We start from the raw sequence: 13,062 nt of genomic DNA, 5'->3' as shown, positions 1-13,062 counted from the left end.
ACGCGCCCACGTCCCCGGCAGTTCAGCCGGAGGCCTCGCCCATCCCTCGGGCGACACCGAGTTCCCTGCCAGGAGCGCACTGAGTGTCATTCGCCCCGCTCGGATGCTACGTTCGCGGTCATGAAGACGGAGCCGGCGGCCACACGGCCACCCATGCGGGACGCCCTGGTCGCGGCGGCCTTCCAGCTGTTTCTCGAGCGGGGCTACGAGCAGACGACCGTGGACGACATCGTGGCGCTCGCCGGCGTCGGACGGCGGTCGTTCTTCCGCTACTTCCCCTCCAAGGAGGACGTGGTCTTCCCCGACCACGAGCGGTGCCTGGCGGAGATGACGGCGTTCCTCGCCGAGAGCACCGACGACCAGGAGCCGGTACGGCGGGTGTGCGACGCGGTCCGGATCGTCCTGCGGATGTACACCGAGAACCCGACCTTCTCCGTGCAGCGCTACCGCCTGACGAAGAAGGTGCCCGGGCTGCGGGCGTACGAGCTGTCGGTGGTGTGGCGTTACGAGCGTGCCTTCGCCGACTATCTGCGCGGGCGCCTGGCCGGCCGGCCGGACGGGACACTGCGGGCCGACGTGATCGCGGCGGCGGTGGCCGCGGCACACAACAACGCGCTGCGCTCCTGGCTGCGTTCGGACGGGCAGGGTGACGCGAGCGCCGCGCTGGACCATGCCCTCGGATACGTGCAGTCGGCGTTCTCCGCCCCCTCGGCGCCGGACGGCGAGGAGGGGACCGAGGAGGTCGTGGTGGTCGTCTCCCGGCGCGGCGCACCCCTGTGGCGGGTCGTCCAGGAGATCGAGGGCGCCCTCGAAAAGGAGTGACGAAGGCGAGTTCATATTGAGGGTACGCAGTTCCTTTACGGATGACACTGAGTGTCATACATTGATGCCGTGCACGGTGGCACGGCGAACCGCGCACGTGGGATTCCGGCCGAGCGCAGGGAGTTGACCAGCGTGTACCACCACTCAGTAGGCGTCGCCCGTCAGACCGCCGGCTCCGCGGCGGGGCTCCTCGATCCGGCCCCGCGCGACACGGACACCCTCCTCTTCCAGCGCTGCACCTGGTGCGGCACCGCCATGTACCACCGGCTGCTGTGCCCCGTCTGCCAGGGCAGCGACCTCAGGACGGAGCGCAGCGAGGGCACGGGCACCATCCGGCACGCCACGGTGGTGCACCGCAACACCCCCGCCGCGCGCAATGTCTCCCTCGTCGAGATGGCCGAGGGGTTCGTCGTCCGGGGCCGCGTCATGGGCCCGCTGATCGGCATCCACAGCGGCGACCGGGTACGCCTGTCGACGGTGAAGGACCCGGTGCGCGGTGAGCCCGTGTTCCAACTGGTCGACGAGCCGTACCGCGCCTGGACCTGACCTCCGGCACTCCGATGGCCTGATCCTGTTCGCGCCCGGTGATCGAATCCGCGCACACAGGCAACCCACAGCTCCCACCCGCCGTCCTCCGGTACACGAGAGGCCCCCGCTGACCAACGGGGCGCCTGCGCTCGGTACTTGAGGAGGAAAGACCTTGTTCCGTGCCCGGCGAATAGCGGTGACCGCGGTGGCGGTGCTCGCGGTGGCGGGGGGATCGCCAGGGCTGGCGCAGGCGGCCGGACCGCCCGATGCCAGACCGCTCAGGACGACGGCAGACAGCGGCAGCCCCCTCCCGCCCGGCTGGCGGATCGCCGGCGAGGGGGCGGCGCGGCAGCTGGTGTGGCGTTCGACCGCACCCGTGCCGATGGGGGACACGCGCGTCGACTTCTACGCCGGAGGGCGGCTGCTCGGCCACCCGGCCCCCGGCAAGGACGGCAGGACCTTCCGGCTCGCGCTCGGCAAGACCGCCGGTCACCTGACGGGACTTCAGGTGCGGGCCGCGGGACGGCAGTTGGACGCGGCGGGCCGCACCCGGGCGCCGGGCCGGGCTGACACGGCGGCCGCCCAGCCGCCCGCGCGGCTGCCGGCGAACTCCGTCGATCCGGGGAAGCCGGGCCCGTACCGTACGTCCACCGGCGAGTACGACCTGGACCCGGTGAAGCTGCCCGACTTCCCGCAGCCCGTCGAGATGAAGGCCGTGGTCGTCGCGCCCCAGGGGGCCACCGGCAAGCGTCCGCTCGCCCTGTTCCTGCACGGCCGGCACAGCACCTGCTACAACGGCGACGACATCAGCGGCGACTGGCCCTGCCCGGCCGGCACCAAGCCGATCCCGAGCTACCGCGGCTACCTGCGCGACCAGCAACTCCTGGCCTCCCAGGGCTATGTGACCGTCTCCATCGCCGCCAACGGCATCAACGGCCAGGACTGGGCGGCCGAGGACGGCGGCGCCCAGGCCCGCTCCTCGCTGGTGCGGCAGCACCTGGCCCGCTGGGCCGACTGGGCCGCCCACTCCGCCTCGGCCCCCGCGGTCGTCCGGGACGCCCCGACGGCGGATCTCTCGCACGTCCTGCTGGTCGGCCACTCCCGCGGCGGTGAGGGCGTCAACCGGGCGGCGATGGACAGCCTCTACCCGCCGCCGGCCGCGCAGGACGGCTACCACGGGCCGGTGCGCTGGCACATCAGCGGCACCGTGCTCATCGGACCGACGATCTTCGGCCAGAATCCGGTCGCGGACGTCCCCTCGACGACGATCCTGCCGGGCTGCGACGGCGACGTCTCCGACCTGCAGGGCGAGGTGTACGTCGACGGCACCCGCTCGGTCAGCCGCGGCGGCGCGCTGCACAGCGCCGTCTACGTGGTCGGCGCCGACCACAACTTCTTCAACACCGAGTGGACTCCGGGCCAGTCCCAGGCGCCCTCGGAGGACGACTTCTTCGACGACGACGAGCACCGGGACCCGGTGTGCTCGCCGGGCACCGCGACCCGGCTGACCGCCGACCAGCAGCACCGGGCGGGCAGCACGTACATCGCGGCGGCGGCGCGGCTGTTCGTCACCGGGGACGACCGGGTACGGCCGCTGCTGGACGGTTCCGGCCGGCGGGCGCCCTCGGCGGACCCGGCGCGCGTGCTCACCCACGCCGTCGGGGCGAACCGCGTCGGCGGTCTCCTGCCGGACGGCAAGCTGTCGGTGACCGGGGGGCGGCTGTGCTCGGCCGTCGACCCGGACCAGCACGTGGCCTGCCTCCCCTCCGGTGCGAAGGGCGTCTCCCCGCACTTCGCGACGTGGGAGCCCACCCGCGAGGTCGGCCGTCGCGCCGTCGTGCTGAAGTGGTCGGCGGCCGGTTCCCCGGCGCGGATCCGTCCTGGCGCGCCGGTCACGCTCGCCGGCTCCAAGGACCTGGCGCTGCGGCTGATCGTTCCGCCGAACTCGACCGGCACCCGCATCGACGTGTCCCTGACCGACACCCACGGCAAGCGGGCCGCCCTCGGCGCGGTCACGGTCGACGGACTGCCCGGCACCGAACGCACCGCCTCCTACTGGGCCCGTGAGGTCCGCGTCCCGCTGACCGCCGCGTCCCGGGCGGGCCTGGACCTGAAGCACGTCACGTCCCTGCAGCTGACGCCCCGGTCGGCCCGGGGCCAGGCCTGGCTGATGGACGCCTGGGGCTGGCGCCCCGGCACTCCGGCGGTGCGGGAGGCCGCGCTGCCGCGCGTCGACATCGGCCGTACGACGGTGAAGGAGGGCGACTCGGGCGTCCGCACCTACCAGGTCCCCGTACGGGTGTCCGGGCGGGGCGACGGACAGGTGCGGGTGTACGTCATCGACCCGGTCACCGGCAAGGAGAAGCAGAGCCTCGTCACGGTCCGTCCCGGCGGTCACGACATCGATGTGAAGGTGCAGGTCAAGGGCAACACGCGGTTCGCCTACGACGTCGACAACGCGGTGCTGGTCAAGGCCGTGCACGGCACCGTCGTCGGCTCCTACCGCGGTGGGGTCACCGTGCGGAACGACGACCCGATGCCGACGGTCACCGTGACGCCGGTCGCGGACCGGGTGACCGAGGGGCAGACCCTGAAGTGGAAGGTGACGCTGTCCGCCGCGGCGGACGTGGACCTCTTCGAGTCCTTCGGCGTGGTGCCCGTCACCGGGAGGCCGGAGCTGTCCACGAAGGACGTGGATCCGCAGTGGCTGGCGGACGTCTCGGGCCAGCAGCCCGATCCCGAGCGGCCGCTGTCCTCGGTGCAGTACCTGGCCGTGGCCGCGGGCCTGCCTCCCGGGCAGGTCAGCGCCGAGGTGTCCCTGCCGACGGTCACGGACCAGGTGGCGGAGCCGGCGGAGTCGGTGCGGTTCCAGCTGAGCGACGAGGTCGGCAACCCGCTGCCGGGCGGCCCGGTGCTGAACGGCACGGTGCTGGACGCCTCGTAGCCCAGAACGTGTCCCCATGACGGCCGCGCGGTCCTCTTCCACGGACCGCGCGGCCGTCCGCGTCTCAGGGCCGCGGTGTGACGCGGATGCCGACGGTGCCCTTCAGGCCCCGGCGCAGTCGGCTGCCGAGCAGGGTGAGCCGGCCGACGATGCCGTACTTGCGGGCGATGAGGTCGCGGTAGCGGGCGACGGTCGCCTCGTCGGTGATCTCGGCGGTGGCGGGAATCTGCGCCCCCGTGGGGTTGCCGCGCAGGTCGCAGGGGCCGACGAGGACGTCACCGCGGGCCCTGATCCGCTTGACCTTCCAACAGTCGGCGGCCGTCCACACACCGAGCGTGTCACCGTCGCGCACCACCCACACCGGGGTGGCGACCGGGGTGCCGTTCTTGCGGTAGCTGGTGATCAACAGATATTTGCCCGAGCCGAGTCGTTCCAGCTGTCTGTCCTCCATGCCGGAAGTCTAGGCACGGCGTGCGGCCTCGGGGAGTTCGAGGACGCCGCGCGGGTCAGCGGAGCGCCGCGGCCATCCGCCGTACGCCTTCGGTGATCACCTCGGGCGAGGTCGCCAGGTTCAGGCGTACGTGCCCCGCGCCCCCGGTACCGAAGGGGATCCCGGAGTTCAGGGCCACCCTGCCGCGGTCCAGGAAGACGTCCGCCGGGTCCTGATCGAGGCCCAGCGCACGGCAGTCCAGCCAGGCCAGGTAGGTGGCCTGGCCGGGGCGACAGGTGATGGCGGGGAGGTGTTCGGCGAGCAGGTCCGACAGCAGTCGCCGGTTGTCGTCGAGCCCGGCTAGCAGGGCGTCCAGCCAGGGCGTGCCCTCGGTCAGGGCGGCGGTGTGGGCGATGACGCCGATGTGGCTGGGGCCGTGACCGACCTCTTCCGGCAGGCGCGCCAGGTCGGCCGCGGCTTGCGGGCCCGCGATCGCGAGCGCCGCCTTGAGGCCCGCGAGGTTCCACGCCTTGGACGCGGACATGAGCGACAGGCCGTTCTCCCCGCCGGGGACGCTCAGATACGGCACGAAGTCCACGCCGGAGGCGGTCAGCGGCGCGTGGATCTCGTCGACGACCACACGGACGCCGTACCGCTCGGCGAGGGCGGCCACGGCGGCCAGGTCCCCGGCGGTGTGCACGACGCCGGTCGGGTTGTGCGGGCTGCACAGCAGGTAGGCGGCCCGGCGCCCGCCGGCGGCCGACCGCTCGAAGGCCTCCTGCAGAGTGCCGAAGTCGATGCGTCCGTCCGCGCCGAGCGGGGCCTCGACCACCTGCCGGTCCATGTGTGCGATGAACTGGAAGAACGGCGGATACACCGGCGAGTTGACGACGACCGGGTCTCCGTGCCCGGTGACCAGCTTCAGCATCTCGACGACACCCAGCATCACGTCGGGCACGATCGCCGTGCGCTCCACGGCGAGCCCGTCCCACCCCCACCGCTTGTCGGCGAAGGCGGCGAGCGCCTCGGCGTAGGCGGTGCCCGCCGGGTAGCCGGTGTCGCCGAGCGCGAGGGCGTCCGTGACCGCCCGGACGATCGGCTCGGCCAGTGGAACGTCCATCTCGGCCACCCACAGCGGCAGTACGTCGGCCGGGTAGGTGCGCCATTTCATGCTCGTACGGCGACGGAGCCGGTCCAGGGACAGGGCACGCAGGGGGTTCGGTTCGCCGGACGTGTCGTGCGGGATCCTGGTCATGTCGCACAAGATAAGGGGGCCGTGCTGTGACCTGGAACGACCGTGAAGTCGCCTGCGACGAGTCGGGGTCGGACGGCGAGAACCTCACCGGTGGGAACACCGACGTGTTCGCGCACGCCGGGGTGGGGCTGCCGGTGGACGCCGCGGCCGCGTGCGTGCGGGAGATCCGGGACCGCATCCGCTCTCCCGCGGAGGAGTACAAGGCGACCCACCTGCTGCGGGAGAAGCACCGGGCCGTGCTGGAATGGCTGCTCGCGCCGGGGGGTCCGATCCACACCAGAGCCCATGTGCACCTGGTCGAGAAGGAGTTCTTCGTCGTCGACCGGACGGTCCACCTGCTGCTCGGCGACACGGCCGAGGCCCTGTTCCTGTACCGGGCCGGGCGGCGGACGTTCGGGGAGGCGGGGTGGCGGGAGTTCGTGCGGGCGGCGAACCGGCTGCTGCGGGTACGGCACGACGGGGAGCCCTCGGAACCGACGGAGCTGTTCTTCCGCAGGGTGGACGACCTGCGGCGCGCGCATGCCCGTACGGCCGTCGCAGCGGTCCTGGACAGGCTGGCGGCGGCCCGTTCCCGGGCGGACGGCTACCGGGCCGGACTGCTCGCCGGACCGCCGTTGATTCCGCTGCTCAATCCGCTGCTGCCGGCGATCGTGCGCACGGCCGCGTACTGGAGCGCGGGCGGCGAGGAGGTCCGGCTCGTGCACGACCGGCAGAACCTGCTGACGCCGGAGCGCATCGCCTGGATCGAGGAGACGGCCCGGCGGGCCGGGATCCGGCTCGTCGGGCTGCGGCTGGTGGTGGCCGGCGAGGATCCGCGGGTGCAGCTGGCCGACTTCCTCGCCGGGATCGCCCGCAAGCTCGCCTCGGACGAACTGAACCGCCGTGCGGACCCGGCACTGACCGCGCTCCTGCGGCCCTACGTCGATCCGGCGTCCGTGTGGGGCGACGAGACCGGCCGGGCGGCACTTCTTGGGAAAATCTCTCGCGCCGCACCCTCGGCAGACATCAACTCCGCCGTCTAGATTGCCGGTTGCCCCCCGCGCCCGACCACCAGGCCCTCCAGGAGCTGAGCACGTGACGGACAACCCGGCAGCCACCGAAGATCCCGCCGAGGCGCTGCGCAGACGCATCAACACCCTGCGCCCGCACACGGCACGGATCTGGAACTACTGGCTAGGCGGCGGCGACTACTACGAGGTCGACCGGGTGGCCGGCGACCGCATCCGTGAACTGCATCCCTCCATCGGCGAGTACGCCCGCGCCGACCGGCTCTTCCTGGGCCGCGCCGTACGTCATCTGGTCGCGGACGCGGGCATCCGCCAGTTCCTCGACATCGGCACGGGGCTGCCGACCGCGGACAACACCCACGAGGTCGCCCAGCGGCTGGCCCCAAAGTCCCGGGTGGTGTACGTCGACAACGATCCGCTCGTCCTGGCGCACGCCCGCGCCCTGCTCACCAGCGCGCCGGAGGGCCGTACCGACCATCTGGACGAGGACCTGCGCAATGTCGAGGCGGTCCTGGAGCGCGCCACCGCCACCCTGGACCTGTCCCGGCCGGTCGCGCTGATGCTGCTCGGGGTGGTCATCTTCGTCGGCGACGACGAGGACCCGTACGGCATCGTGCGGCGGTTCATGGAGGCCTTGCCCGCCGGCAGCCACCTGGTGCTGTCGCACACGATCACGACTCCGGCGCTGCCCGAGGTGGACGAGGCGGTGCGGTTCTGGAACGAGCACGGCACGCCGGCGCTGACGCAGCGCACGCCCGAGGCGGTGGCGCGGTTCTTCGACGGCCTGGAGCTGCTGGAACCGGGTGTGGTGTCGTGCTCGCGCTGGCGTCCGGAGGAGGGGGACGAGCCCGTGGAGGTGGCGATGTACGGCGGGGTGGGGCGCAAGCCGTAGCAGATCACCGGCGCGCTGAACGCGGTCGGCTCCCGGAACGTATGGAGAGAGGGTGCTCAACGACCGGAGGGCCCCGCGGTGTTGGCACCGCGCGTACTGGTTCGGGAGCCATGCATGAGGCACGCACGACGACGGATGGTCCGGCGAGTGACACGACTGGCGGCCGTCGGCGGACTCCTCCTGGGGGGAGCCATGGTGACGCAGGCCGCCATGGCGAGCGAGTCTCCCGGCACCTCCGCCCTTCCGTTCAGCGCCAAGGGGAACACGCCCGGCACGGGTGCCTCGCTGGTGTCGCAGCTGGGTACCGCCCGTACGGCGGGGACGTGGGTCGGCGCGGACGGGCGCACGGTGGTCGCGGTGACCGACAAGAAGGCGGCGACCGAGGTCGAGCGGGCGGGCGCCGAGGCGAAGATGGTCGGCCACAGCATGAACGAGCTCAAGGCGGCCACGGCGACGCTGCGTTCGGCGCCCCGGGTGGCGGGCACGGCCTGGGTGATGGACTACCGGACGAACCAGGTGGTGGTGCAGGCCGACAGCACCGTCTCCGCCTCCGACTGGTCGGACATGACCAAGGTGGCGTCCGGCATCGGCAGTTTCGTGCGGATGGAGCGCACCAAGGGCACGTTCACGACCCGGCTCAACGGGGCGGCGCCGATCCTGTCGACCGGCGGGCGCTGCTCGGCGGGGTTCAACGTGACCAACGGGCAGACCGACTTCATCCTCACCGCCGGGCACTGCGGGCCGAACGGTTCCATCTGGTTCGCCAACAGCCAGGGCAACCAGCAGCTCGGCACCACCGTGCAGCAGAACTTCCCGGGCAGCGACTTCTCCCTCGTGCAGTACGCGAGCGGTACGGCCGGGCAGGGCGCGGACATCGTGGCCATCGGCAACGGCAACGGGGTGCGGATCACCGGCGTGAGCGATCCGGTGGTCGGGGAGCGCGTGTTCCGCAGCGGCAGCACCAGCGGTCTGCACGACGGCGAGGTCAAGGGGCTGGACGCTACGGTGAACTACCCCGAGGGCACGGTGACCGGGCTCATCGAGACGAACGTGTGCGCCGAACCGGGCGACAGTGGCGGTCCGCTGTTCTCCGAGGGCATCGCGCTGGGCATCACCTCGGGCGGCAGCGGCGACTGCACCTCGGGCGGTACGACGTTCTTCCAGCCGGTGACGAAGGCGATGCAGGCACTCAACGTGCAGCTGATCGTCTCCAAGCAGGCGGCCGCCCAGCAGGGCGCCTCACCGGCGCCGTCCGCGTCGGCCACGCACAGCGCGATCGCGCCCAACACCACGTCCCCTGGTTCCACCACTCCGGCGACGGGCACCTCGACGGGCACGACCCTGCTGGCCCGGCTCAGCGACCCGCGGAACATCGGCCCCGGGATGCTGGTCATCGGCGGCAGCATGATCGCGCTGGTGGCCACGCGGTGGATCCGGGCGGAGCAGGACCGCAAGGACTACCGGCGCGCCTACTCCGCGAGCTGGGGCTGACGGGTCAGCCGAGGGTGATCAGGACGGTGGCGGCCGCCGCGCCGAGCAGTCCGGCGGTCTGCCGGGCGGTGACGCGCTCGTGCAGCAGCGCGAGGCCGAGGATCACCGGGATGGCCGGATAGAGCGAGGCGAGGACGACGGCGACGGCCAGCAACTGCCGCTGGGCGGCGAGCAGATAGAGGATCAGACCGAGCGCGGCCCCGGCCCCGACGAGGAGCGCCTGGGCGGCGATCCGGGGCGGAACTCGCAGGGGTCCGTGGCGCAGGGTGGTCGGCAGCAGCAGGAGTACGGCGGCGACACGGCCGGCGACGACCGGCCACAGCCCGGCGGACGCACCTGCCAGGCCGAGGGCGACGTACTGCACGGCGACGCCCGCGCTGGCGAGCAGCCCGTCGCCGGCGCCGCGGGCCGCGCCGGACCGGCCCCCGGAGACCAACCAGAGCGCGGGCACCGCCACGGCGATGCCCACCCAGGCCGACGGGTCGGGCCGGTCGCCGAGGAGGAGGACGCCGCACAGGACGGACAGGGCGACGCCTGTCACCGCGCTCAGGGGGACGACGACGGTCATGGCCCCGCGGCTCAGGCCGCGGTTGAGGAAGTGCATGGCGGTGCCGCTGCCCAGGCCGGACAGGGCGCCCCACAGCAGGTCGGCGGGGTGGACGGCGTCGGCGGGAACGAGGAGTGCGGTGACACAGGCGAACGCGAGACCGCCGACCTGGCCGAGGAAGGTGACGGCCGTGAAGGAGGCCCGGCGGGAGAGGATCCCGCCGCCGAAGTCGACGAGGCCGTAACAGACGGCCGAGGCCAGTGCGAGGAGGGGACCCATTCGACCAGGGGTGCCCCGGACCGACGCGCCGATGCGCGGCGGGCGTCAGATGAGGCTAGGCCGCCCGCGCGGGCTGGGGAGCCGCGGCGGCCCACTCCAGGACGAGCCGCTGGTACTCCTCGCGCTGCTCGACGCTCAGTGTCCCGCCCGACCGGCGCCACAGGGCCCGGATCTCCTCGTTGACCTCGTCCGCCGAACGCTCGGAGACGGTTTCAACAGTGGTGGACATGGTGTGAAGCATACGGCGCCGGAGGTGAAGGCGCCGTGAGTAATCACCCTGGAAAGGGGCATATCGGACCGTGTTACTGATCACGTCCATCTGTCAAGATCCACCGGCCAGTTCGGACTCCGCCGCTCCCAGCACCAGCACCTGGATCGCCAATACGGCCGCACCGCGGGCCCAGTCGTGAAAATCGGACACCTTCGTCTCCAGGGCGACCGGGGCGGCCATCGGATGCCGGAGCGTCCTGATCGTCTCCCCCACCGTGTTCCCCGCCACATCCATCAGCCCGACCCCCTCTCCGGCGAGCAGGATCTTCTGCGGCATCACGAAGTTGGAGATCTGCGCGACCAGCGTGCCGAGGGCGCGCGCCGCCTCGTCGATGACCCGGGCGGGCATGGGGTCCCCGGCGGCGGCCCGGGTGAGGATCTCCTCGTAGGTCCAGTCGCGGCCGGTGGCGGCCCGGAGCTGGTAGCGGATGCTCGGGATGGCGAGCAGGGAGACGGCGCTGCCGCGCTCCCCCTCCGGGGTGAGCGGGCCGCTGGGGTCGACGATCCAGTGGCGGCCGAAGCCGCGGTCCTCCTCGGCGTTCGGCACCCGTCTGCCGCCCAGCACCAGGCCGTAGCCGATGCCGGCACCGATGGTCAGGGCGACGAAGCGGTCCAGGCCCCGCCCGGCGCCGAACCAGGTCTCGGCCTCCACGAGGGCGGCGACGTCGTTCTCGACGACGACGGGCAGCCCCGTGCGCTCCTCGACGAGCCCGGCGAGCGGCACGCCCCGCCAGCCCAGGAAGGGGGACTCGGCGACCACGGCCCGGTCCGCGACCCGGCCGCCCACGCCGATGCCGATGCCCGCCGGGCACGGGTGCGCGGCGGTGAACCCGCCGGCCATCTCCGCGAGCACGTCGGCGACTTCGGCGGGGTCATGGGTGGTGAGCGGGCGGTCGTGGCGGGCGACGATGTCGCTCCGGAGGGTGGTGACGACGCCGTAGACCATGTCCTCGGTGATCTTGAAGCCGATGAAGGACCAGGACTCGGCGACGACGTCGAGCGGTTGGGAGGGCCGCCCCTGGCGCACCTCGGCCGGGGCACCGGCCTCGATCACCTCGACCAGCAGGCCGGACTCGATCAGCGGCTTGGTGAGCCGGGTGAGGCTGCCCGCGGAGAGGTCGAGCCGCCGGGCGAGCTCGGTGCGCGACAGGGGGCCGTTGACGAGCACCTCGATCGCCACCGAGCGCTCGCCGGGGCTGAGGGGAAGCCAGCTGGCGGCAACTGTGGTCATGGAGGTCAGGCTCCCACATGATTTTTTTCATCACGAAATCAACGTGCTCACTCTAAGACGCCGAAGACCCTGACGAAAACATGTCCACCCGACTCTTGACGCCAGGATTCTTTCACGACAAAAGTAAGTGTCCGATCCTCTCCCAGTGAAGGGCACGCCTTTCATGACGTTCTCCCTCGGCATCGTCGGCGCCGGCCAGTTCTCCGGTCAGTTCGCGACGCTGTTCCAGGCCCACCCCGGTGTCAGCGACGTGTACGTCACCGACCTGCTGCCCGAACGAGCCGAACAGCTCGTCGCCGCGCAGGGACTGGCGGGCACCTTCCCCAGCTACGAGGCGATGCTCGAGTCCCCGGCGGTCGACGCGGTCGCGATCTTCACCCAGCGGTGGACGCACGGCCCGCTGGTCCTGCAGGGCCTGAACGCCGGCAAGCACGTGTACTCGGCGGTCCCCATGGCGATCACCACGGAAGAGATCGCCGCGATCATCGACGCTGTCGGGACGACCGGACTGACGTACATGATGGGCGAGACCAGCCAGTACAACCCGGCGACGGTGCACGCCCGCAACCAGATCGCGGAGGGCGCCTTCGGGCGGCTCTTCTACGCCGAGGGCGACTACGTCCACGACATGGACCTCGGCTTCTACGACGCCTACCAGTACAGCGGCGGCGAGAACTGGAAGGCCACCGCCAGCTATCCCCCGCTGCTGTACCCGACGCACGCGGTCGGCGGGGTGCTGGGTGCCTGGCAGACGCACGCGGTGAGCGTGTCGGCGATCGGCGTCCGAGACGACCGCGGCGACGGCGTCTTCGACCGCTCCGTCAGCCAGTTCGACAACGACGTCTCCAACGCCACCGCGCTGTTCGAGGTCGCGGGAGGCGGATCCTTCCGTACGAACGAGTTCCGTCGCGTCGGCTACCCCTCGCACATCCGCGAGTCCCGGTTCCGCTTCTTCGGCACCGAGGCGAGCATGGAGCAGCTCGCCACGGTGGCTCTGTGGCAGGACAAAAAGGGCGTGAAGGACATCAGTGAACTACTGGAGCCCAAGCCCACCATGTCCCCCGACGATCCGTCGCTCCAGCACATCGCGCCGGAGCTGCGGGCGGCCTTCACCTCCGGTTCGGCACCGGTGCACGACCGGGCGCGGCTGCCGCGGGCGTTCGACAACCTGCACAACGGGCACGAGGGCAGTCACCACTTCCTCGTCGACGACTTCGTGACCGCCGTCAACACGCGGTCCCTGCCGTCGGTCAACGCATGGGTGGCCGCCCGTTACACCCTGCCGGGCATCATCGCGCACGAGTCGGCGCGGCAGGGTGGGGTACGGCTGGAGATCCCCGACTTCGGGGACGCCCCGCAGTAGGCG

The 13,062-nt window shown here is 71.9% G+C and carries 12 protein-coding genes; 7 read left to right on the top strand and 5 right to left on the bottom strand.

Going from position 1 to position 13,062, the window contains the following annotated elements:
• Positions 1–153 precede the first annotated feature (153 nt).
• The 3 genes from ABZ453_RS12115 to ABZ453_RS12105 all read left to right on the top strand — a co-directional run bounded on the left by ABZ453_RS12115 (position 154) and on the right by ABZ453_RS12105 (position 4,294).
• On the top strand, positions 154–822 hold the full coding sequence (locus tag ABZ453_RS12115; protein ID WP_359014447.1) for a TetR family transcriptional regulator: 669 nt from the start codon (positions 154–156) through the stop codon (positions 820–822).
• 132 nt (positions 823–954) lie between these two features.
• Complete coding sequence (locus ABZ453_RS12110) at positions 955–1,368, top strand: zinc ribbon domain-containing protein (protein ID WP_359014445.1); 414 nt, start codon at positions 955–957, stop codon at positions 1,366–1,368.
• Positions 1,369–1,522: 154 nt separating this feature from the next.
• A complete protein-coding gene (locus tag ABZ453_RS12105) occupies positions 1,523–4,294 on the top strand; it encodes a hypothetical protein (protein ID WP_359014156.1) in 2,772 nt (923 codons plus the stop codon).
• A gap of 64 nt (positions 4,295–4,358) precedes the next feature.
• On the opposite strand, the gene ABZ453_RS12100 is transcribed toward ABZ453_RS12105, so the two are convergent.
• The gene (locus ABZ453_RS12100) at positions 4,359–4,745 is read right to left on the bottom strand and encodes a PPOX class F420-dependent oxidoreductase (RefSeq protein ID WP_359014154.1); all 387 of its coding nucleotides are present in this window, start codon (positions 4,743–4,745) and stop codon (positions 4,359–4,361) included.
• Between the two features lie 55 nt (positions 4,746–4,800).
• Positions 4,801–5,979 (bottom strand): aminotransferase class I/II-fold pyridoxal phosphate-dependent enzyme, encoded by a 1,179-nt coding sequence (locus ABZ453_RS12095; protein WP_359014152.1) that lies wholly within the window; start codon positions 5,977–5,979, stop codon positions 4,801–4,803.
• Between the two features lie 26 nt (positions 5,980–6,005).
• Between ABZ453_RS12095 and ABZ453_RS12090 the strand changes: the two genes are divergently transcribed.
• The 3 genes from ABZ453_RS12090 (at position 6,006) to ABZ453_RS12080 (ending at position 9,369) form a co-directional block, all read left to right on the top strand.
• Positions 6,006–7,001, top strand: coding sequence for a hypothetical protein (locus ABZ453_RS12090; protein WP_359014150.1), 996 nt, complete (start codon positions 6,006–6,008; stop codon positions 6,999–7,001).
• 52 nt (positions 7,002–7,053) lie between these two features.
• A complete protein-coding gene (locus tag ABZ453_RS12085; RefSeq protein WP_359014148.1) occupies positions 7,054–7,878 on the top strand; it encodes an SAM-dependent methyltransferase in 825 nt (274 codons plus the stop codon).
• Between the two features lie 114 nt (positions 7,879–7,992).
• Positions 7,993–9,369 carry a S1 family peptidase gene (locus tag ABZ453_RS12080; RefSeq protein WP_359014146.1) on the top strand — a complete coding sequence of 459 codons (1,377 nt, stop codon included), beginning with the start codon at positions 7,993–7,995 and terminating at the stop codon, positions 9,367–9,369.
• A 4-nt stretch (positions 9,370–9,373) separates the two neighbouring features.
• Here ABZ453_RS12080 and ABZ453_RS12075 read toward each other — a convergent pair whose 3' ends face one another.
• The 3 genes from ABZ453_RS12075 to ABZ453_RS12065 form a co-directional block, all read right to left on the bottom strand.
• Entirely contained in the window at positions 9,374–10,195 is an 822-nt protein-coding gene (locus ABZ453_RS12075; RefSeq protein ID WP_359014144.1) for an EamA family transporter, read from the bottom strand.
• 55 nt (positions 10,196–10,250) lie between these two features.
• Positions 10,251–10,436 carry a hypothetical protein gene (locus tag ABZ453_RS12070; RefSeq protein WP_133043718.1) on the bottom strand — a complete coding sequence of 62 codons (186 nt, stop codon included), beginning with the start codon at positions 10,434–10,436 and terminating at the stop codon, positions 10,251–10,253.
• Positions 10,437–10,517: 81 nt separating this feature from the next.
• Positions 10,518–11,696 carry an ROK family transcriptional regulator gene (locus tag ABZ453_RS12065; protein ID WP_359014141.1) on the bottom strand — a complete coding sequence of 393 codons (1,179 nt, stop codon included), beginning with the start codon at positions 11,694–11,696 and terminating at the stop codon, positions 10,518–10,520.
• Positions 11,697–11,859: 163 nt separating this feature from the next.
• Between ABZ453_RS12065 and ABZ453_RS12060 the strand changes: the two genes are divergently transcribed.
• Positions 11,860–13,059 (top strand): Gfo/Idh/MocA family oxidoreductase, encoded by a 1,200-nt coding sequence (locus ABZ453_RS12060; RefSeq protein WP_359014139.1) that lies wholly within the window; start codon positions 11,860–11,862, stop codon positions 13,057–13,059.
• Positions 13,060–13,062 lie beyond the last annotated feature (3 nt).

The organism is Streptomyces sp. NPDC005799 (assembly GCF_040630525.1).
Taxonomy (GTDB): Bacteria; Actinomycetota; Actinomycetes; order Streptomycetales; family Streptomycetaceae; genus Streptomyces; species Streptomyces griseorubiginosus_B.
Note: the sequence above shows the minus strand (reverse complement) of the source record. Positions and strands in the feature narration are given on the sequence as shown.

Coding starts and splice junctions, on each gene's coding strand:
- ABZ453_RS12075 (WP_359014144.1), bottom strand. CDS start 10,195: ATGGGTCCCCTCCTCGCACTGGCCTCGGCCGTCTGTTACGGCCTCGTC.
- ABZ453_RS12095 (WP_359014152.1), bottom strand. CDS start 5,979: ATGACCAGGATCCCGCACGACACGTCCGGCGAACCGAACCCCCTGCGT.
- ABZ453_RS12100 (WP_359014154.1), bottom strand. CDS start 4,745: ATGGAGGACAGACAGCTGGAACGACTCGGCTCGGGCAAATATCTGTTG.
- ABZ453_RS12065 (WP_359014141.1), bottom strand. CDS start 11,696: ATGACCACAGTTGCCGCCAGCTGGCTTCCCCTCAGCCCCGGCGAGCGC.
- ABZ453_RS12070 (WP_133043718.1), bottom strand. CDS start 10,436: ATGCTTCACACCATGTCCACCACTGTTGAAACCGTCTCCGAGCGTTCG.
- ABZ453_RS12080 (WP_359014146.1), top strand. CDS start 7,993: ATGAGGCACGCACGACGACGGATGGTCCGGCGAGTGACACGACTGGCG.
- ABZ453_RS12060 (WP_359014139.1), top strand. CDS start 11,860: ATGACGTTCTCCCTCGGCATCGTCGGCGCCGGCCAGTTCTCCGGTCAG.
- ABZ453_RS12115 (WP_359014447.1), top strand. CDS start 154: ATGCGGGACGCCCTGGTCGCGGCGGCCTTCCAGCTGTTTCTCGAGCGG.